Below are 19,589 nucleotides of genomic sequence, written 5' to 3'. Positions count from 1 at the left end.
GCCCGGCCTCAGAGGCCTTCGCAGTGCTGCACGGCTTTGAGGTAGATCAACTTCCCAGGGCCCTCCTGCCCCGCCAGGTTGCTGGCTTGCCGCAACCGCACCTGCGTATCAATGCACTGGTTGTAGCGGTGGGCTTTGACGGCACCAGGGATCTGGAGCAGGGCAATGGCCAGCAGGCTCAGCGTGCTGATCGCTGCCAGCACGGGGTAGGCATGGGCCCGCACCATCTCTCGAGCCGTGAGCTGTTGTGCGTCGTGATCGCTCATGGGGATCCATCACCTTCTTCCAGGATGCCTGGATGGGGCCTGGCCCTTCAGCACCGCAGCGGAGCAGGTGGCGACCATTGGTGCGGGCAGGTTCGCAACCCCTTCTGTTACTGCTGGCGCCTGAGCGTGATCAGCTCCAGCCGCTGCGCCAATCGCTCAGCCAGCCTTCCTTGGGGGAGAGGAGTGGGCGCTCGCTGGTCGCCATGCCCGGCTCAGGTCACCTCGGGTGCCCAGCCCTGCTGGCGCACCATGTCATCGGTCCAGCCCTGGCAGCGGCTGGTGAGGTGCTCACCCTGGGCGATCAGGCCCTGGTGCAGCTGGCAGGTGAGCAGCGGGATGCAGTTCACCCCGGCGTGGTGGCGAAACCAATGGCAGGTCATGCAGACCTTGCGGCTGCGGGCCGGGACCAGCACCTCACCGTCCAGATAGGGCCATTCCTCGATCGGGGCATCGAGCCGTTGCCCCAACGGAGAAGACCCTCGACTCGCAGCCATGCCCATGCCACCACTCCATGATTCGTACGTCTGTACTAGCGGCTCTAGGGGCGGCTGCCATGCCCCTGATCGCTGGATACGGTGCAGGCACGGGGGAAGGGTCGATGCTGCGGGAGTTGGTGCTGGCCGTCGGCATTCCGTTGGCACTACTGCTCCTGGCTGTGCTGGCGCTCCGGCAGTGGCGTGATCGGCTGCCGCCCTGGCTGCAGCGATTCGCTGAGCGGCCATCCTGGCTGTGGAACGCAGGGGTCGGGCTGATCATCGGCCTGTCGCTGCTGCGCTGGCTGCTGCAGCGCTGACACCCCTCGGCGCAGCGGCGCAGAAGCCATGGCAGGCGTAGCGGAGACCCCGGACCATGAGGAGGGCTGCGCGAATCCGATCCACAGAGTGCCGGTGGGGCCCCGGTCGCCGCAGGACCCGGCCATGGCAACCGGTCCTGGCCACTGCCATCACGACGGCGAACTGGCCAACAGGGGAACGCTCAGCCTTGGCCGCAGATCACCTGCTGCAGCACCTGCTGGAATTCCGTCTGCAAGGCCAGCGGCAGCACCCCGATGCGCCGTTTCACCAGTGGCATCGCCAAGGTTGTCATGCGGCTGAGCCGGATCATCGAGCTCACCTTCAGGCCGGTATCTGAGAAGCCTGGATGATCGGCAGGGATGTCGAGCTCATCGCGGCCCGGCGGCCCGCTGACGTTGGAGCTGATGAAGGCCAGCAACACATCCCCATGGCGCTCACTGGTGGTGATCACCAAGGCCGGCCGAGGCTTGGCCGCAGGCCCATCCGTGAATGGGAAGGCGACCAGCACGATGTCGTAGCGGCTCAGCATCAGCCGGCGCCGATCGCTTCTCCGTCCGAGAAGCTGTAGAGGTCAGGCTCAGCCGCCAGGTCGTCAAAGGCACCCCCGGCCATCGCCATCTCAGCCAGGGCCCCGTGACTCAGGTCGCTGCTGTCCTGCTCCAGCTGCCTGAGCAGCCAGCGGCGATCGTCAGCCGGCAGGCTGCGGATCACCGCAAGCAGGTTCTCGGTGAGCTGGGGATTGGTCATCGCCCCAGGCTAAACAGCCTGAACCTCAGGGTTCACCCTGCCCACAAGCGACCTGGCAACAGCTGCTGTTGTCACTGGGGCCAGGCCCCTGGAGCGTGCCCTTGGGCCTGACCTTGATCGAGGCGCAGAAATACGCCCGCCGTGCTGAGCAGCTAGCGGTGCTCAAGACCTTTGCGGAGGGGGAGCTGCTGCGCCGCCTGCCCTTCCGCAACCTTGTCGGTGGCTCGTTGAGCTTCCCGGCGGAAACGAAACTCCCCCGCGTGGGTTTTCGGGCCGTCAACGAGGGCTACCGCCAGAGCTACGGGGTGATCAACTCCGATTCGGAGTTCGTGCACCTCTTTGGCGGCGACCTGGATGTGGACCGCTCGATCGTGGACCTACAGGGCCCGGAGGCCCGTGCTGCCCAGACCGAGATGAAGGTGCGCTCGATGCGCCTCACCCTGGAGGCAGCGATCATCAACGGCGACGACACCTTTGATCCGCGGGCGTTCAACGGGCTGAGCAAGCGCCTGGTGCCCGGCGAGGACCAGACGATCGACAACGGCGGCAGCACGCTGAACCTGCTGGCGCTGGAGGCGCTGACCGACAGCGTGATCGGCTACGGCGGCGACAAGGTGTTGATCGCCAGCAAGGCCGCCCGCCGCCAGATCAGCACCGCCTCCCGCCAGGCCGGCGGCGACCTCTACGAGGTGATCGACGGGCGGCATTTCTTCGAGGGGATCGAGATCCTGCTGGTGGAGGAGGACGCCGAGGGCAACGCCGTGCTCGGCTACGACGAACCGGCAGGCACCACCTCGATCTACTGCTGCGTGCTCGGCGATGCGGCGGTCTGCGGACTGCAGGGCCCGTTTGAGGGGCGCTACGGGATCTCGGTCCGGGACTTCGGGGAGGTGCACGACGCGCCGGTGTTCCGCACGCGTGTGGATTGGTACGTGGGTTTTGCGGTGTGCAACCGCAAGGCCGCCGCACGCCTGTTCAACGTGGCGCCGATGCCGCTGGTACTGCCCTGAACGCCAGCCCCAACCCAGGAGAACTGCCCAGAACCACTCATTCATTTCCCCCAGGAGCTCCATCCATGACCTCTCAAGCCACCCGGCTGCTCGACGCCCAGACGGTGCTCGTTGGCTGGATCAACCACTCCGCCACCGACTGCTACGAGCACAGCCGCAGCAGCGGTGATGTGGTGAACCTCGGCACCGATCTTGAGGCCAGCAGCTCCTTTGTGCTCGTGGCCTCCCACCCCGGCCACAGCGAGGCGGTGACGGTGACCCTCGAGCTCGCTCCTCTGCTGGCCGATGGCACCGCCGGCAGCTGGATCACCGCGGCGGCCGTCGCCATCCCCGCCGCTGGCGGCAAGGTGGAGGCAATCATCAGCGGCGCTGCCCTGCTGATCAATCCAGCCGACAGCGCGCTGATCACGCCGCCCTGCCTGCGGCTGGCGCGGGCGACGGTGTCTCCCGCCACGCCGGTGGGGATGACTGTGGCGCTCACCGCCAACCAGGGGCTGTGAGGTGAGCGCCATGAGCACCCCCCTCGAGACCCTCAACCTCGCGGCCGGAGCCGAGGCCCTGCCCCTGGAGCTGCTGCAGCCCCTCGACAGCAACAACCCCTCCGCCACGCCGGTCCGTCTCTCAGGTCCGGAGCAGCGCCTCACCATCACCCCGGATCCAGGTGTGGGCGATGCGGCGTTGTTGCCGCCCAGCCAGGTGCTGATCAGCAAGGACGGTGTGACCCGCTCGATCTGGCCGGTGCACCTGGCCGGCTGGCAGGCCCTGGGCTGGCAGCTGCTCAGCCCCGCCGGTGGCGGCGATGAGCCGGTCCCGGTGGACTCCGGGGACAACGCGCCGGAACCGGAGCTGGCGGATGCGCTGGACCTCGAGCCCGAGCAACCGGAAGCGCCGGATCCCGCCCCGACACCCGATGAGCCCACTCCTACCGACGACCGGTTAGAGACCACCACCGATGGTGGCGAGGCCCTGCTTGCCTCACAGCCCACTGACTTCCAGGCCATGACCAAGGCCCAGATCGTCGAGTTCTGCTCCACCGTCTACGGCGTGGAGCTCGATAGCAGCCAGACCAAGGCCGAGCTGGTGGAGCAGGCCATGGCGCTGGAGGCCAAGGCCAGTGCATCGGGCACTGCCAGCGGCAGCAGCGATGCCACGAATGAGAGCAGCAACGATGCCGCCGATCTCGCGGCCCTGGAGCTGGGGGATGCCCTGCTCTGATCCCTGCAGCCTGCGCTGCCCCGGCCAGCGCATTCCTGGCTGGGGGCTGGCAACAGCTCAGCAGCACTGCCCTGGCGTCGATGGCCACTCCCGATCCGGCTGTGCTGGCCGAGCTGACGGCCCAGTGCCGCAGCAGCAGCCGGCCCCAGGGGGTGATCTTCCTGGGCCAGGCCCAGCTGCAGGACGGCGGCACCCCTGAACCGCCGCCCACCGGCGGCATCACGGCAATGCAGGCACTGGCGCCGCTCATCAGTGCCACTGCCGGCGATGGGGTGGTGGTGATCGCGCTGGACCTGCGCCTGCTCAGCCCCTTGCCGCACTGATTTCTCCCCTCCACCTCTCTCCCCTTCTGCACGGATCACCATGGCCACCACCACCGAGAGCCGCACCGCCGGCCGTTCCCTGCCCCAGCCGACCGATCTGCTGCTGGTGCAGCGCGGCAGCACGCCCTACCGGGCCACTGCTGATGAGGTCAAGGCGTTCATGCTCAGCCCGGCCACCGCGGCGGCGATCGGGGCGATCAGGCCCGGTACCAACCTCTCGGTGGATGCCGACGGCACCCTCCATGCCGCCATCCCCGGCGCGCTCACCTACAGGGGCGCGATCGACCCCACCACCACCGAGGCCCCGGCTGGGGCTGTGGCCGGAGATGTGTACCTGGCCAGCAGCGCCGGCCCTGCCCTGGCGAGCTGGAGCGGCATCGCCGGAGCGGAGATCGCCCAGGGGGATCTGTTGCTGTTTGACGGCACGAGCTGGAGCGCCAACGCCGCCCTGGGGCCCGATGGCGCCGGGGTGATCCGCATCCAGGTGGCCGTTCCGCTGGCCGTCGATGAGAGCGATCCCGCCCAACCGCTGCTCAGCGTGGTCCTGGCCACGGCCGAGGCGTCGGGGGTAGTGCAGCTGGCCGACCCATTGGCGCTGGCAGACGGCACGCCCGGGCGGGTGGTGGATGCGGCCCAGCTGCAGGCGGCGATGGCCACTGCCCAGCCGGCCGGCGACTACATGCCGCTGGACCTGAGCACCCTGCCGGCTCTGCCCTGAGCGCCGCAGCAGATGACCCTCCAACCAGGCGACCTGCTGGCGATCACCCGTCCCGCTGGGCCCCAGGCCGGCACCTACCAGCTGCCGGCAGCGGCGCTGGCAGAGCTGGCTGGCCCGATACCGGTGCTGGGCATCAGCGGCGTGCTCTGGTCGACCGTGCGCTCGGCGGCGGACAACAGCTGGCAGGCGATCTGCTGGTCGCCGGAGTTGCAGCTCTACGTCTGCGTGGCCAACAGCGGTAGCGGCAATCGGGTGATGACCTCCAGCGATGGCATTCGCTGGAGCCCCCAACCGGCGGCCGCTGATCAGAACTGGGTGGCGCTCTGCTGGGCCGCTGCGCTGGGGCTGTTTGTCGCCGTCAGCGACAGCGGCACGGGCCAGCGGGTGATGACCTCTCAGGATGGCCGCAGCTGGAACCTGCGCCAGACGCCGGCCGACAACAACTGGACCTCGATCTGCTGGGCGCCCGAGCTAGGCCTGCTGGTGGCCGTGGCCAGCAGCGGCACGGGCAACCGCGTGATGATCAGCTCCAATGGCCTCACCTGGACGGCCGGCCCTGCTGCCGCGGATCAGGAATGGCGCTCCATCTGCTGGGCGCCTCAACTGGGGTTGTTGGTGGCGGTGAGCAGCACCGGCAGCAACCAGCGGGTGATGACCTCAAGCGATGGCCGCAACTGGACGCTGCGGACGGCCGCTGCAACCAACAACTGGATAGGACTCTGTTGGGCGGCGGAGCTCGGTTTACTGGTGGCGCTGAGCAGCAGCGGCCGGGGCAACCGAGTGATGACTTCCCCGGATGGGATCAGCTGGAGCAGCCGCAGCTCGGTGGCCGACAACGCCTGGTCCTCCCTCTGCTGGGCTCCGGAGCGGGAGCTGCTGGTGGCGGCGGCCAGCAGCGGCACCGGCAACAGGATCATGACCAGCGGCGATGGCCTCAGTTGGACGGTGCGGAGCTCCCCGGCAGATCTGGGCTGGCGCTCGCTTTGTTGGTCGCCCCAGCGGCGCCAGTTCGTGGCTGTGAGCAACAGCGGTGCTGGCAACCGGGTGATGGTGAGCCCCTGACCCATGCCTGACACCACGACACCCCTGCCAGCGACTGGCTCGCGCTGCTGGCGCGACCTGATCAGCCCAGAGACCGGCGCCACAGTGCTCAACCTGGCGGCAGACAGCAGTGACGCCGATCCGATGGTGGAGCTGACCTACGACGAGGGCGGCAGCGGCTGGTGGCCACTCTCCACGCTGGTGTTTGAACAGAGCTGAGTGAAGGGGCCTCAGCCCCCACCTGCCAGCTGCTGGCGCAGGGCGGCGAGGGCCTTTTTCTGGGCCCGCTGAACGGCCATCGGGCTGATCTGCAGCTGCGCCGCGGCGGCCCGCAAGGACAGCCCCTCGAGGACGGTGAGCCGCAGGGCTGTGGCCTGGGCTGCGGGCAGCTGCTCGACCAGCTGCTCCAGCCCCAGGCCATTCATGGCCTCGCTGGATGCCGGCTCGGGCTCAGGGGAGGCCAGCTGATCGAGCAGGCAGTGCTCGCTATCGGCTGTGGCATCGAGGCTGAGGTGCCCCAGTGGGCACTGGCCCTGCTCATGCAGCCGGCGTGGCACGCGCACCAGCCGCACCCGATCGCACAGGTGGTGCTGCAGCGCCCCTTGGATGCAGCGGCGCAGATAGGGCGCTGGCGGCTCGCCCGCTCTGCAGCGGGGAGCGGAGCGAACCAGGGCCTCACGGGCCACCTGGATCAGATCCTCCCGCTCCACCAGCGGGAAGAGGCGGCGGGCGGCGGCGGAAGCGAGGGCATCAGCCAGGGGCAGGTGCTCCAGCACCAGGGCATTGCGGGCACGCAGGGCAGAACGGCTGAGAGGCGTGGACTGCTGCTGGCGACGGGAGGAGGAAGCGGGGGAAGCCACCTGAGGGACGGCGGAGAACCCCACCCCCACCGGCCGGCCGCAGCGCCGCGGCAAGGACGCCCGACACTGGAGGGCGCCTGGCCCGATCCTTGACGCGGCGTGAGGACTGCCCGAGGGATGCGGTGGGTGTGCGCCGACCTGGGGCCAACCCCTCCCCCCCACTGCCGGTCCTGCAGGGTGCCCAGCCCAGGGACCGCCCAGTCGAACCGTCAGGCCATGGCTCCAGGAAGCCCAAGCCCACGGGCGATGCGGCGACAGCCGAAAGCCGGAGGCGGAGGGCCTCCGGCCGCGGGCGCTCAGAGCACCTGGACCCTGGCCTGAGGGCCGAGCACCCGCTGTTCATTGGAGGCCAGGATCAGCGCCTCATCGCGGGGCACGTAGTGCGGCTCAGCCGAGATGTGCCCCTCGCGATCGAGGAACAGAACTCTGAGAAGCCGGCCAGCGGCATCAAGCAGATGCACCGAGACGATGCGGATCGGGCAGGTGCGGCTGAGAGGGGTGGCGGCCATGGCTGTGCTGGCGAACGACACCGCCGTCAAGCCCCAGCGCCGCCAGCGCCGCGCAAGGGGCGCGGAGCGCAGCGCAGCGACTCGCGTCAGCCCTTGCGCGGCGCGCAAGCCGGGGCAGGCCGGGTGGCGTGATCGCCAGACCTCAGGGGCGCCTCCCCGTTCGCTTCCCGGGGGATCAGCTCTACAAAAGGGACTGGCTGGTGGAGGTTGTACCTATCGGCAGCGGCCGCCAGGTGCACCGGGCCTCGCCCAGGCTGCACCAAGGCGGATTCGGTATGGGCTGGCGTTGTTGCTGTGAGGGTCTGTGAACCTCCGTTGGCCGTCGTAGCTCCTTGCGTCAGCGCCAAAACCCCCAGTGCTGCAAGGCATCGCCGCAGGCGTATGCAATTTCTGCATTGTTCTCTGAGCCGATGTGGTCTGGGGCAGGGTGCGGCACGAGGCAGGATTGTCTCTGAATGGCCAGCCGCATGGTTTTTCTACCCCCCACAACTGATTTTCCGCCTGATCCCGAGCCCCTGAGTCGGGAAGATCTCAACAGCGTCTACCTCGAGCTGCGCAACTGCTACAAGAGCTCCATGCGCAGTCGCGGCCAGCATCGCAGCCTGGCCACCAAGGCCCGGGAAGAAACGGCACAGCTCAAGCAGCGACTGCTCGATCTTGCGGCACGGGAGGCTTCTGTGCGCACTGACATTTATCAGATGCTGGAAATCGTCACCGCGATTGCAGGTGATCTGGAAGATGCTGGCGATGACATTGTCAACGAGTTTGGGCGCTACAAACTCGGCCGCAAGACCTATCAGGGTGGCTCCTTTCTTGGTGGATTGGTGCAGGCGGTGATCCGTTTCATCAACCGCTGGACCCACACCAAAGAGCGTGTGGTGCAGCTGGATCAGAAGCGTCAGGAGTTCATCGAAAAGACGAAGGATCTGCCGCCGCTCAACCTGGGAGGCAATGGCCATGGCGGCCCCGTGAACCAGCCAGAACTGTCTGTGCCCGCCAAGGTGGAGATCGTGGACAGCCCAGCGGCCCAGCAGGCCCAGGAGGTTAAGGCCGATGGGACAACTCACTGACACCCTGCGGGCCACGTTGCGGGACCTGGCCCAGTCCGATGCCCGCCTCTACCGCGGACTGCAGGAGGAGCTTGGTGACCCCAGGCCAGCCAGCGACCAGCCCGCCGTGCTGCTGGCTGGTGACGCCCCGGCCAGCCGCGAGGAGCTGGAGCGCTTGTCCGTCGCTGTCCTCTGGAGCCTCTGCAAGGCACGCGGCATCAAGGGCCTCAGCAAGGGCCCGGCGGCGAAACAGGTGGATGCCCTGCTCAGCCACCCGGATGGCCCACCGCTGCGCAGCGCCCTGCCCAGCAAGGCCACCAAGGGCAGCAAGAGCCCTATCGGTGCTGGCAAGACCGCGTCCAAGGCAGGCACTGCTGAGCTCCAGGCCCTTGAACAGCGTCTCGAGCGGCTGGAGCAGCTGGTGCTGCTGATCGCTCAGCAGGTGGGTGTACCTGCGGTAGCAATCGAGCGGTTGCTGCCGCCGGCTGCTCCGCCAAGCTGAAGCCGCGCAGAGACAGACAGGCTGGACGCTCTATATTCGCTATTCGCGAATGCCGAATGACCTGGTGCGACCGTGGCCCGCTCACCCTCCAATCCCCAGCTCGTCCTGCGCCCGCAGGATCTGGTGGTGCTCTTGCGTCTGGCCCTGGAGTCAGGCCCGGCGCCCACCTATGCGGCCCTCGGCGCCGAGCTGGGCCTGACGGCCTCAGAGGCCCATGCGGCGGTGGAGCGTGCCGTGGCCGCCAGGCTGGCGATCAAGGATGAGGCTGGCAAGCCCTCCGTGGTTCGCGCTGCCCTGAAATCCTTCGTGCAGCACGGGGCCCGCTACTGCTTCCCGGCCACCCAGGGCGGGCTCAGCCGCGGTGTTCCCACCGGCTACGCCGCCTCCCCCCTTAGCGAGCAGGTCCGCCCGGGCCATGACCCACCGCCGGTATGGCCGTGGAAGAAGGGAACGGCCCGCGGCATTTCCTTCCATCCGCTGTATCCCAGCGTCCCTGAGGCGGCAGAGCGCAACCCGGCCCTGGGGGAACTGCTGGCCCTGTTCGATGCGGTGCGCGGCGGCAGCGCCCGGGAACAGGCCCTGGCGCTGGCCCTGCTGGAGGAGCGGCTGCAGCCATGAACCCCAACGACCCCAACGTCTCCCTGCTGGAGCGGGCGGCTGAGCAGTTGGGCGAGGCGCTGCTTGAGCAACTGGTGTTTGTCGGCGGCGCCGTGGCCGGAGTGTTGATCACGGATCCGGCGATGCCAGAGATCCGGCCCACCCAGGATGTGGATGTGATCTGCAGCGTGATCGCCAGGTCTGACTACCACCAGCTGGGGAGGCAGTTGCGGCAGCGGGGCTTCCAGGAAGACAGCCGACAAGGGGCACCCCTGTGCCGCTGGTGCACAGACGATCTCATTCTCGATCTGATGCCTACCCAGGGCGAGATCCTGGGCTTCTCCAACCGTTGGTATCCCCTCGCCCTGGAGACCGCCCAGCTTCAAGAGCTGCCAAGTGGCTGCGCGATTCGGATCGTGACCGCACCTGTGTTCCTGGCCACCAAGCTGGAGGCCTTTCGCGGTCGCGGTCAGGGCAATTTTCTCTTCAGTCACGACCTGGAGGACCTCATGGCCGTCGTCGACGGACGTGCCTCGCTGCTGGAGGAATGCAGGCTCAGCCCGCTTGAGTTGAGGAATGATCTGGCGGCTCAGTTCCTTGAGCTGTTGAAAACCTCTGCCTTCCTGGAGGCACTGCCTGCGTTCCTGCCGCCGGATCAAGCCAGCCAGCAGCGACTACCGGATTTGCTGGGGACCCTGCGGGCGATCACCGCTCTGGCTGAGCCTTGATCTGCAGCTCGGCGTAGCCGGTGTCCAGATCCAGCTTCCGGCTGAACTGCCACTCCGGCAGAAGACCGATCACCAGCTCCGCGGTGGTGCGCACCAGCGAGCCCACACAGAGGTGGCCGCCGATCACAGCGCCGCTGCTGCCTGAGATGGCGATGTGCAGGTGGACGCCATCGGGCGACAGGGTGCCGGAGAGGCTGAGGATCTCCAGATCGCCGTGGATTGTCATTTCCTCAGTCGCCCCCGCGAAGCGCAGCTGGGCCACCGACAGGCTGCCGACGGCGCTGATCACACAGCCGGCCTGCTCCTGCTGCTCGGCCATCCAGGCCTCCAGCGCCCGACGCAGGTCGGCGCCAGGGGGCAGCCGCAGCGGCACCACCTTCATGGCTTCGGCCCCTCCACCAGGCCCTGGACCATCACTAGGGCATCGACGTAACCCAGCCGCCTGTGGCGGAATGCCCCCCGGCAGGGTGCCGACCACCTGAAAGCCGTTGCGCTGCCAGCAGCGGATGCCGGCGGTGTTGGTGCTCACGACCAGGTTGAACTGCATCGCCCGGAACCCCAGCCGCCTGGCCGCCTGCAGGGAGTGCTGGCAGAGGCGGCTGCCGATCCCCAGCCGCCGCGTCTGCTCGGCAACCACATAGCCGGCATTGACCACATGGGCGCCGAGCGCGAGGGAGTTGGGCCTCAGGTAGTAGGTGCCCACCACGGCCCCGGCCGCATCCACACCCACCATCACCGCCTGGCTCTGCTCCACCCAGGCCAGCTGGGCCTCGGCCTCGCTGATGGCCGGGTCGTGGGGGAAGGTTTCACCAGCTCGGAACACCGGCTCCAGCAGCGCCCACAGCAACGGCCAGTCTGTTGCCTCAAAGGGGCGGATCTGCAGGTGCGATCGGGGGGAGGTTAGAGGAGCGCTGGTGTGGTCTGGTGATTGTCTCGCCAACAGGAAGGCGCCCCGTGGGGGGCGCCTTAGCACCGGTTGCGGCGGTCACCTCCTCACACCAAGGACTGCCGGTCGGGTGTCTGTGGTTCACGCATGACCTGTCTTGGGCCTGGCAGGGAAGGGAAGGAGATCACGTCTGGGAGAAGAGATGCTCAAGGCTTGACCTTCTCGGTTGTGATCTCGACCCGGGTACTGCTGCCCGGGGTGTCAACACGCGGGAATCAGAATTGGCGTATCGCTCTCTGCGGCTACGGGATGACGCTCGCGCTGCGTCATCGAGTTCACCTGTTGTGTGTCGCATCGTTGGCGCACCTCCGCTGTGCGCACCGGCTCGGGTGCTCCCTGGCCGGACTCTGTTGGAGGGTGGGACCTTGGTTGGCTTCCGGGCCTCCCCTCAAGTTCAAAGTACGCCCCTTTTCAGCTGGCGGTGGCCTGCTGGAGTGCCTGTTCCCGTACCTGCAGAAACCCAGTGAGCGCAATGATTCACAGGCTTCCTCATTGCCGTTGCCATCGAGATCGGTGTGCCCCTGGCGCAGCAGTTCCTGGGCGCGGGCATAGGAGCCGATCTCCCTACAGCGGTAGCGGTGACCACCCCTGTGGTGCCATCGGGGATCACGGCGCCTCTGCGGCCCCGGCGGTAGTCCCAGGGGCGGGTGATCCCACCCGGCACCTGCCAGACCCTGTAGCGCAGCCGGCTGGCCCGAAATTCAGCGTCCAGAGACTCCTTGGTCTCGCAGCCGCTCAGATACTGCCGCTAGCTAAGCCGCAGCGGCCTCGATGATCGCCGTTGTGGAGGCCTCCACCGCTCGTGCCAGCTCCTTCAGGGAGGGATCGGCCGAGAGGCCAGCAAGCATCGCCTCGGGGCGGATCATCCCGAGGCGGGTCTGGCCGGCTTCGGTGTAGACGGAGATCCGGCAGGGCAGAGCCATGTTGAGCGCCATCGTGGTGCTGAGCACCGCGGCGGCCTGCTGGGGGTTGCACACCTCGAAGATGCGGCACTGCTCCGGGAACGGCAGGCCCTTGCTGCGCAGAGTGTTGCCCAGATCATGGACGGCCAGCACGCCGAAGCCCTGGTTCACCACCGCCTCCTGGAGGGCGGCACTGGCCTCCTCGAAGGATTTCGGAGTGTCGAGGATGAAGAACGGATCCATGGCTGGCATCAGGACGTTCCGTACCAGCTGCGATACCACTGCGCCATCTGTTCGATCTCCTGGCTCTGCACCCGAACCATGGTCTGCTGCAGCTCCCGCAGCTGCGGATGCTGGCTGTTGGATTGGGCCATCGAGGCCATCATCACGCCCATGCGGTGGTGCGGAATCATCTGCTCGATGAAGGCACGATCGAAGTCGGCGGCATTCTTCAGGGCGGCCAGGCTTGTGCCCATCCCCATGCCCATGCCGCCCATCCCCATGCCCATGCCGCCCATCCCCATGCCCATGCCGCCCATCTTCATGCCACCACCCATGCCCATCCCCATGCCGCCCATACCCATGGCTCCTCCGGTCGTCCAGCTGGGAACATCGCCGCCAAACCACTGCCGGTACCAGGTCCGCATCTGGGCGTTCTCCTGGCTCTGGCTGGCCTTGATGCTGCGGGCCAGCTCCTTGATCTCGGGCCTGCGCGCGCGGGAGAGGGCAAGATCTGCCATGGCGATCGCCCCGTCATGGTGAGGAATCATCATCACGATGAAGTGCTGATCCATCGACTGGGCCGCCATCCGCCCCGGACCGCTTAGTCCCCTTCCCATCCCGCTTCCGGCTTGGGCCACCACCTGGGGCGGCACCGAGCGCGCTGGAGCCTCCAGCGACAGAACGAGCGCTCCCAGCCCTGCAGCGGCCGCGAGCCTGAGCGCCGCCGAACGTTTCTGGTCCAACGCGGCATGGTGATGGCCCATCAGTTCTCTCCCTTGCTTGTGCCTTTCTTCAGCATGGGCACTTAGCAGGGAGTCGGACACGGATTCGGGTCATGGCTTCATCGAATCGGTGTGCCCATTCGCTGCGTATGGGCCGAACGTCACGATCAGCCTTCAGACGTGAAGATTGGGGCAGATCACCGCGTCATCCTTGGCTGGATCGCTCTGCCAGCCCGCCAGCAGGCCCTGCAGTTCCTTGCGGAGCTGCCGCAGCTCCTTGATCTGGCCATCGATCCGCTCGATCTGGCGCCCCAGCTGGACCTGGATGTCGCCGCAGGGCAGCTCACCGGCATCGTGCACCGCCAGGCAGTCCTGGATCTCCTCCAGGCTGAGCCCGAGGGTCTTGAGCCGGCGGATGAACTCCAGGCGTTGCAGGCTCTCCTCGGCGAAGAGGCGGTACCCGCCTTCGCTGCGGCCGATCGCCGGCAGCAGACCCAAGTCTTCGTAGTAGCGCAGGGTCTTGACCGGCAAGCCGCTGCGGCCGGCCAGCGCCCCGATCTTCATGCCGGTCTTGATGCCAACAGCTGCCATGGGCTTGACTCTCCTGCTATGGGGAGACTCTAAGCTGGTGTCCACCTCTTCCTCCTGGTATTCCGTGAACCCCTTCGCTCTGGCTCTCCTCTTCTCGGCAGGCGTTGCCCTGGCACCCGGCGCCGCCCGCGCTCAGGCCAACGACATGTTCCCGAGCAAGGCCGCTGCGGAAAAGCGAGCCAAGGAACTCAAGTGCAGCGGCGCCTTTGCAATGGGCAAGGACTGGATGCCCTGCCAGAACTTCGATGTCTATGAGAAAGCCGTCTCCAAGGAGAAGTGACACCAGCAGTCCCTTTTCTGTCACTGACCATCCCCTCGCAATCTCAATGACCCAGCACTCCACCGGCCCCTTCCAGCAGACCAACCGTTGGGCTCTGCTGGCGGCCCTCGTAGCGGCGACCTTCGCTCCGCTGCTCGTCAGCGCACCCGCTGCGGCGCACATGAAGGGCATGTTCAAGACCAAGCAGGAGGCGGAGAAACGCGCCGCCGAACTCAAGTGCAAGGGGGCTTTTGCGATGGGCTCCCTCTGGATGCCCTGCGCCAACATGCAGGATCTGCACAAGGCAATGGATAAGGAGTGAGGCACCATCACCTGATGCGCCGGGTGCACCGCAGCCTCGTGCCCCTGGCAGCCCTGCCACTGCTGCTCACGGCGCTCTCCGGCTCCCTGTACGGCGCCCTATCGGCCCAGGGAATCGAGGCCTTCTGGCTGATGAAGCTGCACACGGGCAACTTCGGCCTCCTCAATCTGCAGCCCTGGTACTCCTCGGTCCTGGCGCTGCTCACCCTGTTCGTGATCGGCTCCGGCATGGGACTGCTGCTGGGCCGCCGCAGGGGGATGAAGCAACCGCCGCCAGCGGCCTGATCAGGCCGCTCAGGAGGAGGGTATTAATGAGGATTCTGAGCCTGACACGCAACGACAACAAAAAGCTCAACCTCCACAACCACTTCGAAATGCATGGACTCGGTTTGAACTCATCTCCGCCAGGAATGCGGCGGATGATCTTCTGGTAATCAGGCCACAGGGTCGATGGAAATGAAGTGATGCCAACAGCTTTCGTAGACACTGAACGACTGATGGGGAGCACGCATCATCTATGCCATCAAAGGCAATGCCACATTGAGTATCAAAAGAAGAAGCAGGAGCCGCGAATGATGCCACGGGTTAGTGAAAGTTTTGCCCCGAATATCCCAACATGTGCCGGCGAGCCATGTAGAGGATGATGACAGGCAAGACGATCCATTGAATGACGGCAAGTGCACTCATGCCTAGTAGGGGCACTGCCAGCATCGGCACTCCGTAGGCCTTGGAAACATTAACTCGATAGGTTTCGATCGCAAGCGTGATCAGAAGGCCGATACCGGTAAACAGGAGCGTCAGCTTCCAGGTTGGGGTCAGCACCCAGTACCGCGAACGCATCAACGCGCTCACAGTCCAACTGCTGAAGAGAATGATGACCCCATCGCCAAAGGCGCAGTGGGTCAAGTCAATAACTTTGTCGCCCAGGGATGGACTTGCGTAGAACTCGTAAAATGGAGACTGCCAAACCTCGTAAACGAAGTTGAGCAGAAAGGCAAAGAGAAACAGATTTGTTTCTGGTGCAGCGAGAATTCGTGCACTTTTCTTGACCACAAGCCTTTGCTTCACCAGGCTATTCATTTAACCATTAAAATGTATACGAGACAACGATATGCCATTCCATGCAGCATTGATCGTCGAGGCACGCATCAATGCTTCTTCTATGGCAGGTGTCACTTGGCCACCGAATGCTTGTGTCTTTGCGGCTGGTCATCTGGATCTCCGTGGCAGCCGGGGGCAGGCCGAAATGAATCCTTCTCTGTGAAGTTCCTTTACCGATGCCGCCAGGGAAGAAAGCCCGGCACAGCCGAAAGATAGTCCCGATAGCGATCTCCAAACTCGCGCACAGCCTCCCGCTCCTCTTGCTTTGCAAGGCGCAGGTACATCACCACAAGCACTGGATACATCGCCAGGGTGAGCAACGTGGGCCATTGCAGAAGGAATCCTGTCATCACCAGAATGAGGCCCAGGTACTGGGGGTGACGCAGACGCGCGTAGATGCCGGTGGTCGCCAGTTCATGCTTTTGCTGGGCGGCATAAAGCATGTCCCAGCCCCTGGCGATGAGCATGAAGCCGCCAGCGATCAGCACGAAACTGGCGATATGGAAGGGGCCGAAATGCGGATTCACCCGCCAGCCAAACAGCGTTTCCAATAGGTGTCCCGCATCATGGGAGAGCCAGTTCACGGATGGATAGCGACTCCCAAGCCAGCCGGAGAGGAGGTAAATCGTCAGTGGAAATCCATACATCTCGGCAAACAAGGCCACCAGGAAGGCGCTGAATGCCCCAAAGCTGCGCCAGTCACGCGGCGTCTTTGGCTTGAAGAAACTGAAGGCAAAGAAGATGAAAACAGCGGCATTCACCACCGCCAGTCCCCAGAGGCCATAGGCCGGGGCGTCACTTTGGTTCATCACGACTTGGGGGTAGGGGTCGATCGCGAGTCCGTTCCCTCCGGGGCGCTGTGATGGCCATGACCATGGCCGCCATGCATGAAGAGGTGCATCAGCGGGCAGGCCAGGAACACCAGGAAGGGAAGGAAGGGAATGGTGTGCGCTGTGTGCTCCAGCAGCAGGTAGAAGGCCGCCACCAGGAGAAAGCCATAGAGCACCCACCGGGATCGGCGGCGTGGTGACCAGCTGGACAGGAAGTTGGGATCAGCCATCGAATCTCGCTAAAGGGGACGGACTCGGACGAAAGCACTGGTGATCAAGCGGCCCGGTAGCGACGCAACAGCGACGAGTTGACGATCACCGAGAGCGAACTCAGGGCCATGGCCGCCCCGGCGATCATCGGGTTCAGCCAGCCGAGGGCAGCAATCGGGATGCCGATCCCGTTGTAGATGAAGGCCCAGAAGAGGTTCTGGCGGATCTTGCGCATGGTGGCCCGCGACAGGCCGATGGCGGTCACGACCAGCCGCACGTCGTTGCCCATCAAGATGATGTCACCGGCTTCCTTGGCCACATCCGATCCCGAGCCGATGGCGATGCCGATGTTGGCCGTGGCCAGGGCCGGGGCGTCATTGACGCCATCACCCACCATGGCCACGTTCTGCCCATCCAACTGCAGGGACTTGATCGTTCCGGCCTTGTCGGCAGGCCGGACCTCGGCGATCACCTCGGTGATCCCCACCTGGGCGGCAATCGCCTCTGCGGTGGTGCGGTTGTCGCCGCTGAGCATGATCACCCGCACCCCACGGCGCCGCAGCAGGGCCACGGCCTGCTCGGCCTCGGGCCTGACCGTGTCAGCGACGGCGATCACCCCCAGGATCTGATCGGCGCGCCCCAGCAACATGGCCGTTTTCCCCTGGGCCTCGAGCCCAGCGAGCTGGCCTTCCACAGGCTCGGGAAGCCGAGGCAGGAAGCGGCTTGCCAGGGAACGGTTGCCGAACCAGACGACGTCCCCGCCCTCTTTGGCGGTGATGCCCTCGCCCACCTGGGCCTCAAACTGCTTCAGCGGCAGCAGCTCCAGATGGCGCGCTGCAACGGCCTCGGCAATTGCCGCTGCCAGGGGATGTTCGGAGCCGTGCTCCAGGGACCCTGCGAGCTGAAGCACCTCCTGCTCCGACTGGCTTGCCAGGGGCTCCAGATCGGTGAGCACCGGCTTGCCCAAGGTGAGCGTGCCTGTCTTGTCGAAGACCACGGTGGTGAGCTTCTCAGCCCGCTCCAGCACCTCGCCGCTGCGGATCAGGATGCCCTGCTCCGCGCCCTTGCCCACCCCCACCATCAGGGCCGCTGGGGTGGCGATGCCCAGGGCACAGGGGCAGGAAATCACCAGCACGGCGATGAAGGCCAGCAGACCACTGCTGAACTGGCCCGCCAGGGTCCAGAGGGCAAACGCCGCGAAGGCGATCAGCACCGCGGCTGGAACAAACCAGCCCGTGACCTGATCGGCCAGGCGCTGCACGCTGGCCGTGCTGGCCTGGGCCTCCTCCACGATGCGAACGATCTGGGCCAGGGCGGTGTCGGATCCCACCCGGCTGGCCTGAAAACGGAGCAGGCCATTGCCATTCACGGTGCCGCCGATGAGTTCGGCACCGGCCTGTTTGGCCACTGGCAGGGATTCACCGGTGAGCAAGGATTCGTCCACCGAGGAGCTGCCCTCCAGCACCACCCCATCGGCGGGGATCTTCTCGCCCGGGCGCACCAGCACCGTCTCGCCGGTGTCGATGGCATCGGCGGGCACGGTCATCTCCATGCCGTCGCGGATCACCGTGGCCGTGGCGGGCTGAAGATCGAGCAACTTGCGCACGGCGGCAGAGGAGCGTTTCTTGATGATCTCCTCCATGTATTTGCCCATCAGCACGAAGGCGATCACCACCGCCGAGACTTCGAAATAGACGTCCCGTTCATTGACGCCAACCGGAAGCCAGGTGGGCGCGAAGACCACCACCACGCTGTAGAAGTAGGCGACGGAGGTGCCCAGGGCGATCAGCACATCCATGTTGAGGGCGCGGCGCTTGAGGGCCGCCCAGGCGCCGGTGTAGAACGACCAGCCACCGATGAACTGCACCGGAGTGGCAAGCACGAACAGCCACTTCCCCCAGCTCATCCAGGGCAGTGCCGGCAGCGGCACCCAGGACACCAGGCTGATGCCGGCCGCCAGGGCGATGAAGGCTCCGGCCCGGAACAGCGCCAGCGCCAGCACCCCGCCGATCACGAAGCCCACCCGGCGGCGCATGACGCGCAATTCGCGGTCGGGATTCTGGAAGGTCTGCAGGCAGGTCTGGCTGCAGAAGTAGTAGTCGCGGCCGCCGCGCTGGGCGCTGAGGGCTGTGGCCTTGGGAACCACCATGCCGCAGATCGGATCCTTGGCCATTCCCTTGCCGCCGCCGGTGGGCGGCGGGCCGTGGCTTCCGGGCTTCCCGTGGGAATGGCCAGGGGTCTGGGTGATTGTCGCCGCGTTCATCATGGCTGCTCCTGATCGGTGGGGCTAGTTAGGAAAGATCTACCCAGGTTTTCGCTCAAAGACGAAAAAGAGCGTCGTATTTGCTGTACTCCGGCTTGCGCAAGCCCTCCACCGCCAGCATCCTGCGCAGTTCGATGATCTCGGCGCGCTGGGCCACGATCACCCCTCGCGCGAAGCGTCGGATCGTGGGGTTGGTGCTCTTGGCCAGGGCGTCGTGGGCCATCATCAGCGCCCCGCCGTGGTGCTCGAGCATGCCCTCCAAGAACCACACCACCCGGTTGTCCTTGGTGGGGAGTTCGCCCATCATCCGCATGCCATCGATCTGGGCCTGGCTCATGCGGGTGAGGCCGCTGAGGCTGTTGGGATCGCCTCCGGAGGCCAGGGACACGGGGTAAACGGGTGCCTGGGGGTACCAGGCCTTGCGCCAGAGGCCCATGGCCCGGATCTCGTTGGCCTGGTCGCGCCAGATCGTTTTGCCGAGCGCTCCCACGCCGGGCTGGCCGATGTTGAAGACGAATTCGCTCATCCGAAGGGCGCCGGTGTGGTGCTGCACCATGCCGTCGATGAAGCGCAGGTCGTAGGTGGCACCGGCCGGGCCCACGTCGTGGGCGTGGGCGGCATGGGCCGGGGCGGATCCGGCCGGAGCAGACATCCCAGGCATGTTCATCATCCCTGGCATGCCCTGGTGCCCTTCGTGATTCATGCCACCGGGCATCTGGGCCAGGGCAGGAGCCGCAACGGTGAGGGCAGAGGCCAGACCGATCAGGGTGGCGGTGAAGCGGAATGGGTACATGGCGGCAAGGTGAGACCTCCTAACGGTATGGTCTCCCCTTGACAGGAGAGTCAAGGGCCAAGGGCGCAGC

General features: G+C 66.0%; 30 protein-coding genes. 15 read left to right on the top strand and 15 right to left on the bottom strand.

Annotation, left to right across the window (positions count from 1 at the left end):
- Positions 1–8: 8 nt before the first annotated feature.
- Together H8F25_RS01740 and H8F25_RS01735 are read right to left on the bottom strand one after the other, a co-directional pair.
- Positions 9–266, bottom strand: a complete 258-nt coding sequence (locus H8F25_RS01740; RefSeq protein ID WP_197169789.1) for a hypothetical protein — start codon at positions 264–266, stop codon at positions 9–11.
- Positions 267–478: 212 nt separating this feature from the next.
- Positions 479–733, bottom strand: coding sequence for a galactose oxidase (locus H8F25_RS01735; protein WP_231596996.1), 255 nt, complete (start codon positions 731–733; stop codon positions 479–481).
- Between the two features lie 86 nt (positions 734–819).
- Here H8F25_RS01735 and H8F25_RS01730 point away from each other — a divergent pair, with 86 nt between their 5' ends.
- Positions 820–1,059 (top strand): hypothetical protein, encoded by a 240-nt coding sequence (locus tag H8F25_RS01730; RefSeq protein WP_231596995.1) that lies wholly within the window; start codon positions 820–822, stop codon positions 1,057–1,059.
- Between the two features lie 182 nt (positions 1,060–1,241).
- Here the strand turns inward: H8F25_RS01730 and H8F25_RS01725 are convergent, their stop codons facing one another.
- Positions 1,242–1,589, bottom strand: a complete 348-nt coding sequence (locus H8F25_RS01725) for a type II toxin-antitoxin system PemK/MazF family toxin (RefSeq protein WP_197169791.1) — start codon at positions 1,587–1,589, stop codon at positions 1,242–1,244.
- Positions 1,589–1,807, bottom strand: coding sequence for a hypothetical protein (locus H8F25_RS01720; protein WP_197169792.1), 219 nt, complete (start codon positions 1,805–1,807; stop codon positions 1,589–1,591). Before H8F25_RS01720 ends, H8F25_RS01725 begins: the two co-directional genes overlap by 1 nt.
- Before the next feature lie 101 nt (positions 1,808–1,908).
- On the opposite strand from H8F25_RS01720, the gene H8F25_RS01715 reads away from it, so the two are divergent.
- The 7 genes from H8F25_RS01715 (at position 1,909) to H8F25_RS01685 (ending at position 6,333) form a co-directional block, all read left to right on the top strand.
- A complete protein-coding gene (locus tag H8F25_RS01715; RefSeq protein WP_261352736.1) occupies positions 1,909–2,817 on the top strand; it encodes a major capsid protein in 909 nt (302 codons plus the stop codon).
- Positions 2,818–2,882: 65 nt separating this feature from the next.
- On the top strand, positions 2,883–3,317 hold the full coding sequence (locus tag H8F25_RS01710) for a hypothetical protein (RefSeq protein ID WP_197211751.1): 435 nt from the start codon (positions 2,883–2,885) through the stop codon (positions 3,315–3,317).
- A gap of 10 nt (positions 3,318–3,327) precedes the next feature.
- A complete protein-coding gene (locus H8F25_RS01705; protein WP_197169800.1) occupies positions 3,328–4,032 on the top strand; it encodes a hypothetical protein in 705 nt (234 codons plus the stop codon).
- Between the two features lie 80 nt (positions 4,033–4,112).
- The gene (locus H8F25_RS01700; RefSeq protein WP_197169801.1) at positions 4,113–4,355 is read left to right on the top strand and encodes a hypothetical protein; all 243 of its coding nucleotides are present in this window, start codon (positions 4,113–4,115) and stop codon (positions 4,353–4,355) included.
- 40 nt (positions 4,356–4,395) lie between these two features.
- Positions 4,396–5,073 (top strand): hypothetical protein, encoded by a 678-nt coding sequence (locus tag H8F25_RS01695; RefSeq protein ID WP_197169802.1) that lies wholly within the window; start codon positions 4,396–4,398, stop codon positions 5,071–5,073.
- 12 nt (positions 5,074–5,085) lie between these two features.
- On the top strand, positions 5,086–6,135 hold the full coding sequence (locus H8F25_RS01690) for a hypothetical protein (RefSeq protein WP_197169803.1): 1,050 nt from the start codon (positions 5,086–5,088) through the stop codon (positions 6,133–6,135).
- 3 nt (positions 6,136–6,138) lie between these two features.
- Positions 6,139–6,333: a hypothetical protein gene (locus H8F25_RS01685; RefSeq protein WP_197169804.1), complete on the top strand. Its 195-nt coding sequence runs from the start codon at positions 6,139–6,141 to the stop codon at positions 6,331–6,333.
- A gap of 11 nt (positions 6,334–6,344) precedes the next feature.
- Here the strand turns inward: H8F25_RS01685 and H8F25_RS01680 are convergent, their stop codons facing one another.
- The gene (locus H8F25_RS01680; RefSeq protein ID WP_197172283.1) at positions 6,345–6,974 is read right to left on the bottom strand and encodes a sigma-70 family RNA polymerase sigma factor; all 630 of its coding nucleotides are present in this window, start codon (positions 6,972–6,974) and stop codon (positions 6,345–6,347) included.
- A gap of 296 nt (positions 6,975–7,270) precedes the next feature.
- On the bottom strand, positions 7,271–7,483 hold the full coding sequence (locus H8F25_RS01675) for a hypothetical protein (protein ID WP_197211750.1): 213 nt from the start codon (positions 7,481–7,483) through the stop codon (positions 7,271–7,273).
- Between the two features lie 455 nt (positions 7,484–7,938).
- Between H8F25_RS01675 and H8F25_RS01670 the strand changes: the two genes are divergently transcribed.
- The 4 genes from H8F25_RS01670 to H8F25_RS01655 all read left to right on the top strand — a co-directional run bounded on the left by H8F25_RS01670 (position 7,939) and on the right by H8F25_RS01655 (position 10,359).
- Positions 7,939–8,553, top strand: a complete 615-nt coding sequence (locus H8F25_RS01670) for a hypothetical protein (protein ID WP_231596993.1) — start codon at positions 7,939–7,941, stop codon at positions 8,551–8,553.
- Positions 8,537–9,034 carry a hypothetical protein gene (locus tag H8F25_RS01665; RefSeq protein WP_197169806.1) on the top strand — a complete coding sequence of 166 codons (498 nt, stop codon included), beginning with the start codon at positions 8,537–8,539 and terminating at the stop codon, positions 9,032–9,034. The genes H8F25_RS01670 and H8F25_RS01665 overlap by 17 nt, the downstream gene beginning before the upstream one ends.
- 72 nt (positions 9,035–9,106) lie before the next feature.
- A complete protein-coding gene (locus H8F25_RS01660; protein ID WP_197169807.1) occupies positions 9,107–9,652 on the top strand; it encodes a hypothetical protein in 546 nt (181 codons plus the stop codon).
- Positions 9,649–10,359, top strand: a complete 711-nt coding sequence (locus H8F25_RS01655) for a hypothetical protein (RefSeq protein WP_197169808.1) — start codon at positions 9,649–9,651, stop codon at positions 10,357–10,359. Before H8F25_RS01660 ends, H8F25_RS01655 begins: the two co-directional genes overlap by 4 nt.
- Here H8F25_RS01655 and H8F25_RS17480 read toward each other — a convergent pair.
- The 4 genes from H8F25_RS17480 to H8F25_RS01630 form a co-directional block, all read right to left on the bottom strand.
- Positions 10,337–11,206, bottom strand: a complete 870-nt coding sequence (locus H8F25_RS17480; RefSeq protein WP_231596992.1) for a GNAT family N-acetyltransferase — start codon at positions 11,204–11,206, stop codon at positions 10,337–10,339. The genes H8F25_RS01655 and H8F25_RS17480 overlap by 23 nt on opposite strands.
- 851 nt (positions 11,207–12,057) lie before the next feature.
- Positions 12,058–12,450 (bottom strand): DUF302 domain-containing protein, encoded by a 393-nt coding sequence (locus H8F25_RS01640; RefSeq protein WP_197169810.1) that lies wholly within the window; start codon positions 12,448–12,450, stop codon positions 12,058–12,060.
- A gap of 8 nt (positions 12,451–12,458) precedes the next feature.
- Entirely contained in the window at positions 12,459–13,016 is a 558-nt protein-coding gene (locus H8F25_RS01635) for a DUF305 domain-containing protein (protein WP_231596991.1), read from the bottom strand.
- 309 nt (positions 13,017–13,325) lie between these two features.
- A complete protein-coding gene (locus H8F25_RS01630; protein WP_197169812.1) occupies positions 13,326–13,742 on the bottom strand; it encodes a heavy metal-responsive transcriptional regulator in 417 nt (138 codons plus the stop codon).
- A gap of 37 nt (positions 13,743–13,779) precedes the next feature.
- On the opposite strand from H8F25_RS01630, the gene H8F25_RS01625 reads away from it, so the two are divergent.
- Genes H8F25_RS01625 through H8F25_RS01615 form a run of 3 tightly spaced genes read left to right on the top strand, consistent with a single transcriptional unit; the run spans position 13,780 to position 14,607 of the window.
- Positions 13,780–14,022 carry a DUF3721 domain-containing protein gene (locus H8F25_RS01625; RefSeq protein WP_231596990.1) on the top strand — a complete coding sequence of 81 codons (243 nt, stop codon included), beginning with the start codon at positions 13,780–13,782 and terminating at the stop codon, positions 14,020–14,022.
- A gap of 46 nt (positions 14,023–14,068) precedes the next feature.
- Complete coding sequence (locus H8F25_RS01620) at positions 14,069–14,323, top strand: DUF3721 domain-containing protein (RefSeq protein ID WP_197169814.1); 255 nt, start codon at positions 14,069–14,071, stop codon at positions 14,321–14,323.
- A gap of 14 nt (positions 14,324–14,337) precedes the next feature.
- Positions 14,338–14,607 carry a hypothetical protein gene (locus H8F25_RS01615; RefSeq protein ID WP_197172286.1) on the top strand — a complete coding sequence of 90 codons (270 nt, stop codon included), beginning with the start codon at positions 14,338–14,340 and terminating at the stop codon, positions 14,605–14,607.
- A gap of 300 nt (positions 14,608–14,907) precedes the next feature.
- Here H8F25_RS01615 and H8F25_RS01610 read toward each other — a convergent pair whose 3' ends face one another.
- The 5 genes from H8F25_RS01610 to H8F25_RS01590 all read right to left on the bottom strand — a co-directional run bounded on the left by H8F25_RS01610 (position 14,908) and on the right by H8F25_RS01590 (position 19,519).
- Complete coding sequence (locus tag H8F25_RS01610) at positions 14,908–15,402, bottom strand: hypothetical protein (RefSeq protein WP_231596989.1); 495 nt, start codon at positions 15,400–15,402, stop codon at positions 14,908–14,910.
- A gap of 191 nt (positions 15,403–15,593) precedes the next feature.
- The gene (locus H8F25_RS01605; protein WP_197169815.1) at positions 15,594–16,232 is read right to left on the bottom strand and encodes an isoprenylcysteine carboxylmethyltransferase family protein; all 639 of its coding nucleotides are present in this window, start codon (positions 16,230–16,232) and stop codon (positions 15,594–15,596) included.
- Entirely contained in the window at positions 16,232–16,483 is a 252-nt protein-coding gene (locus H8F25_RS01600) for a DUF2933 domain-containing protein (protein WP_197169816.1), read from the bottom strand. Before H8F25_RS01600 ends, H8F25_RS01605 begins: the two co-directional genes overlap by 1 nt.
- A gap of 44 nt (positions 16,484–16,527) precedes the next feature.
- Positions 16,528–18,729, bottom strand: a complete 2,202-nt coding sequence (locus H8F25_RS01595; protein ID WP_231596988.1) for a heavy metal translocating P-type ATPase — start codon at positions 18,727–18,729, stop codon at positions 16,528–16,530.
- A gap of 52 nt (positions 18,730–18,781) precedes the next feature.
- Positions 18,782–19,519 carry a DUF305 domain-containing protein gene (locus H8F25_RS01590; RefSeq protein WP_197169818.1) on the bottom strand — a complete coding sequence of 246 codons (738 nt, stop codon included), beginning with the start codon at positions 19,517–19,519 and terminating at the stop codon, positions 18,782–18,784.
- Positions 19,520–19,589: the final 70 nt, after the last annotated feature.

Origin of the sequence: Synechococcus sp. CBW1004 (genome assembly GCF_015840715.1) — a bacterium.
In the GTDB taxonomy this organism is placed as follows: domain Bacteria; phylum Cyanobacteriota; class Cyanobacteriia; order PCC-6307; family Cyanobiaceae; genus Cyanobium.
The sequence above is the reverse complement of the archived record's forward strand: the minus strand, read 5'-3'. Positions and strand labels throughout refer to the sequence as shown.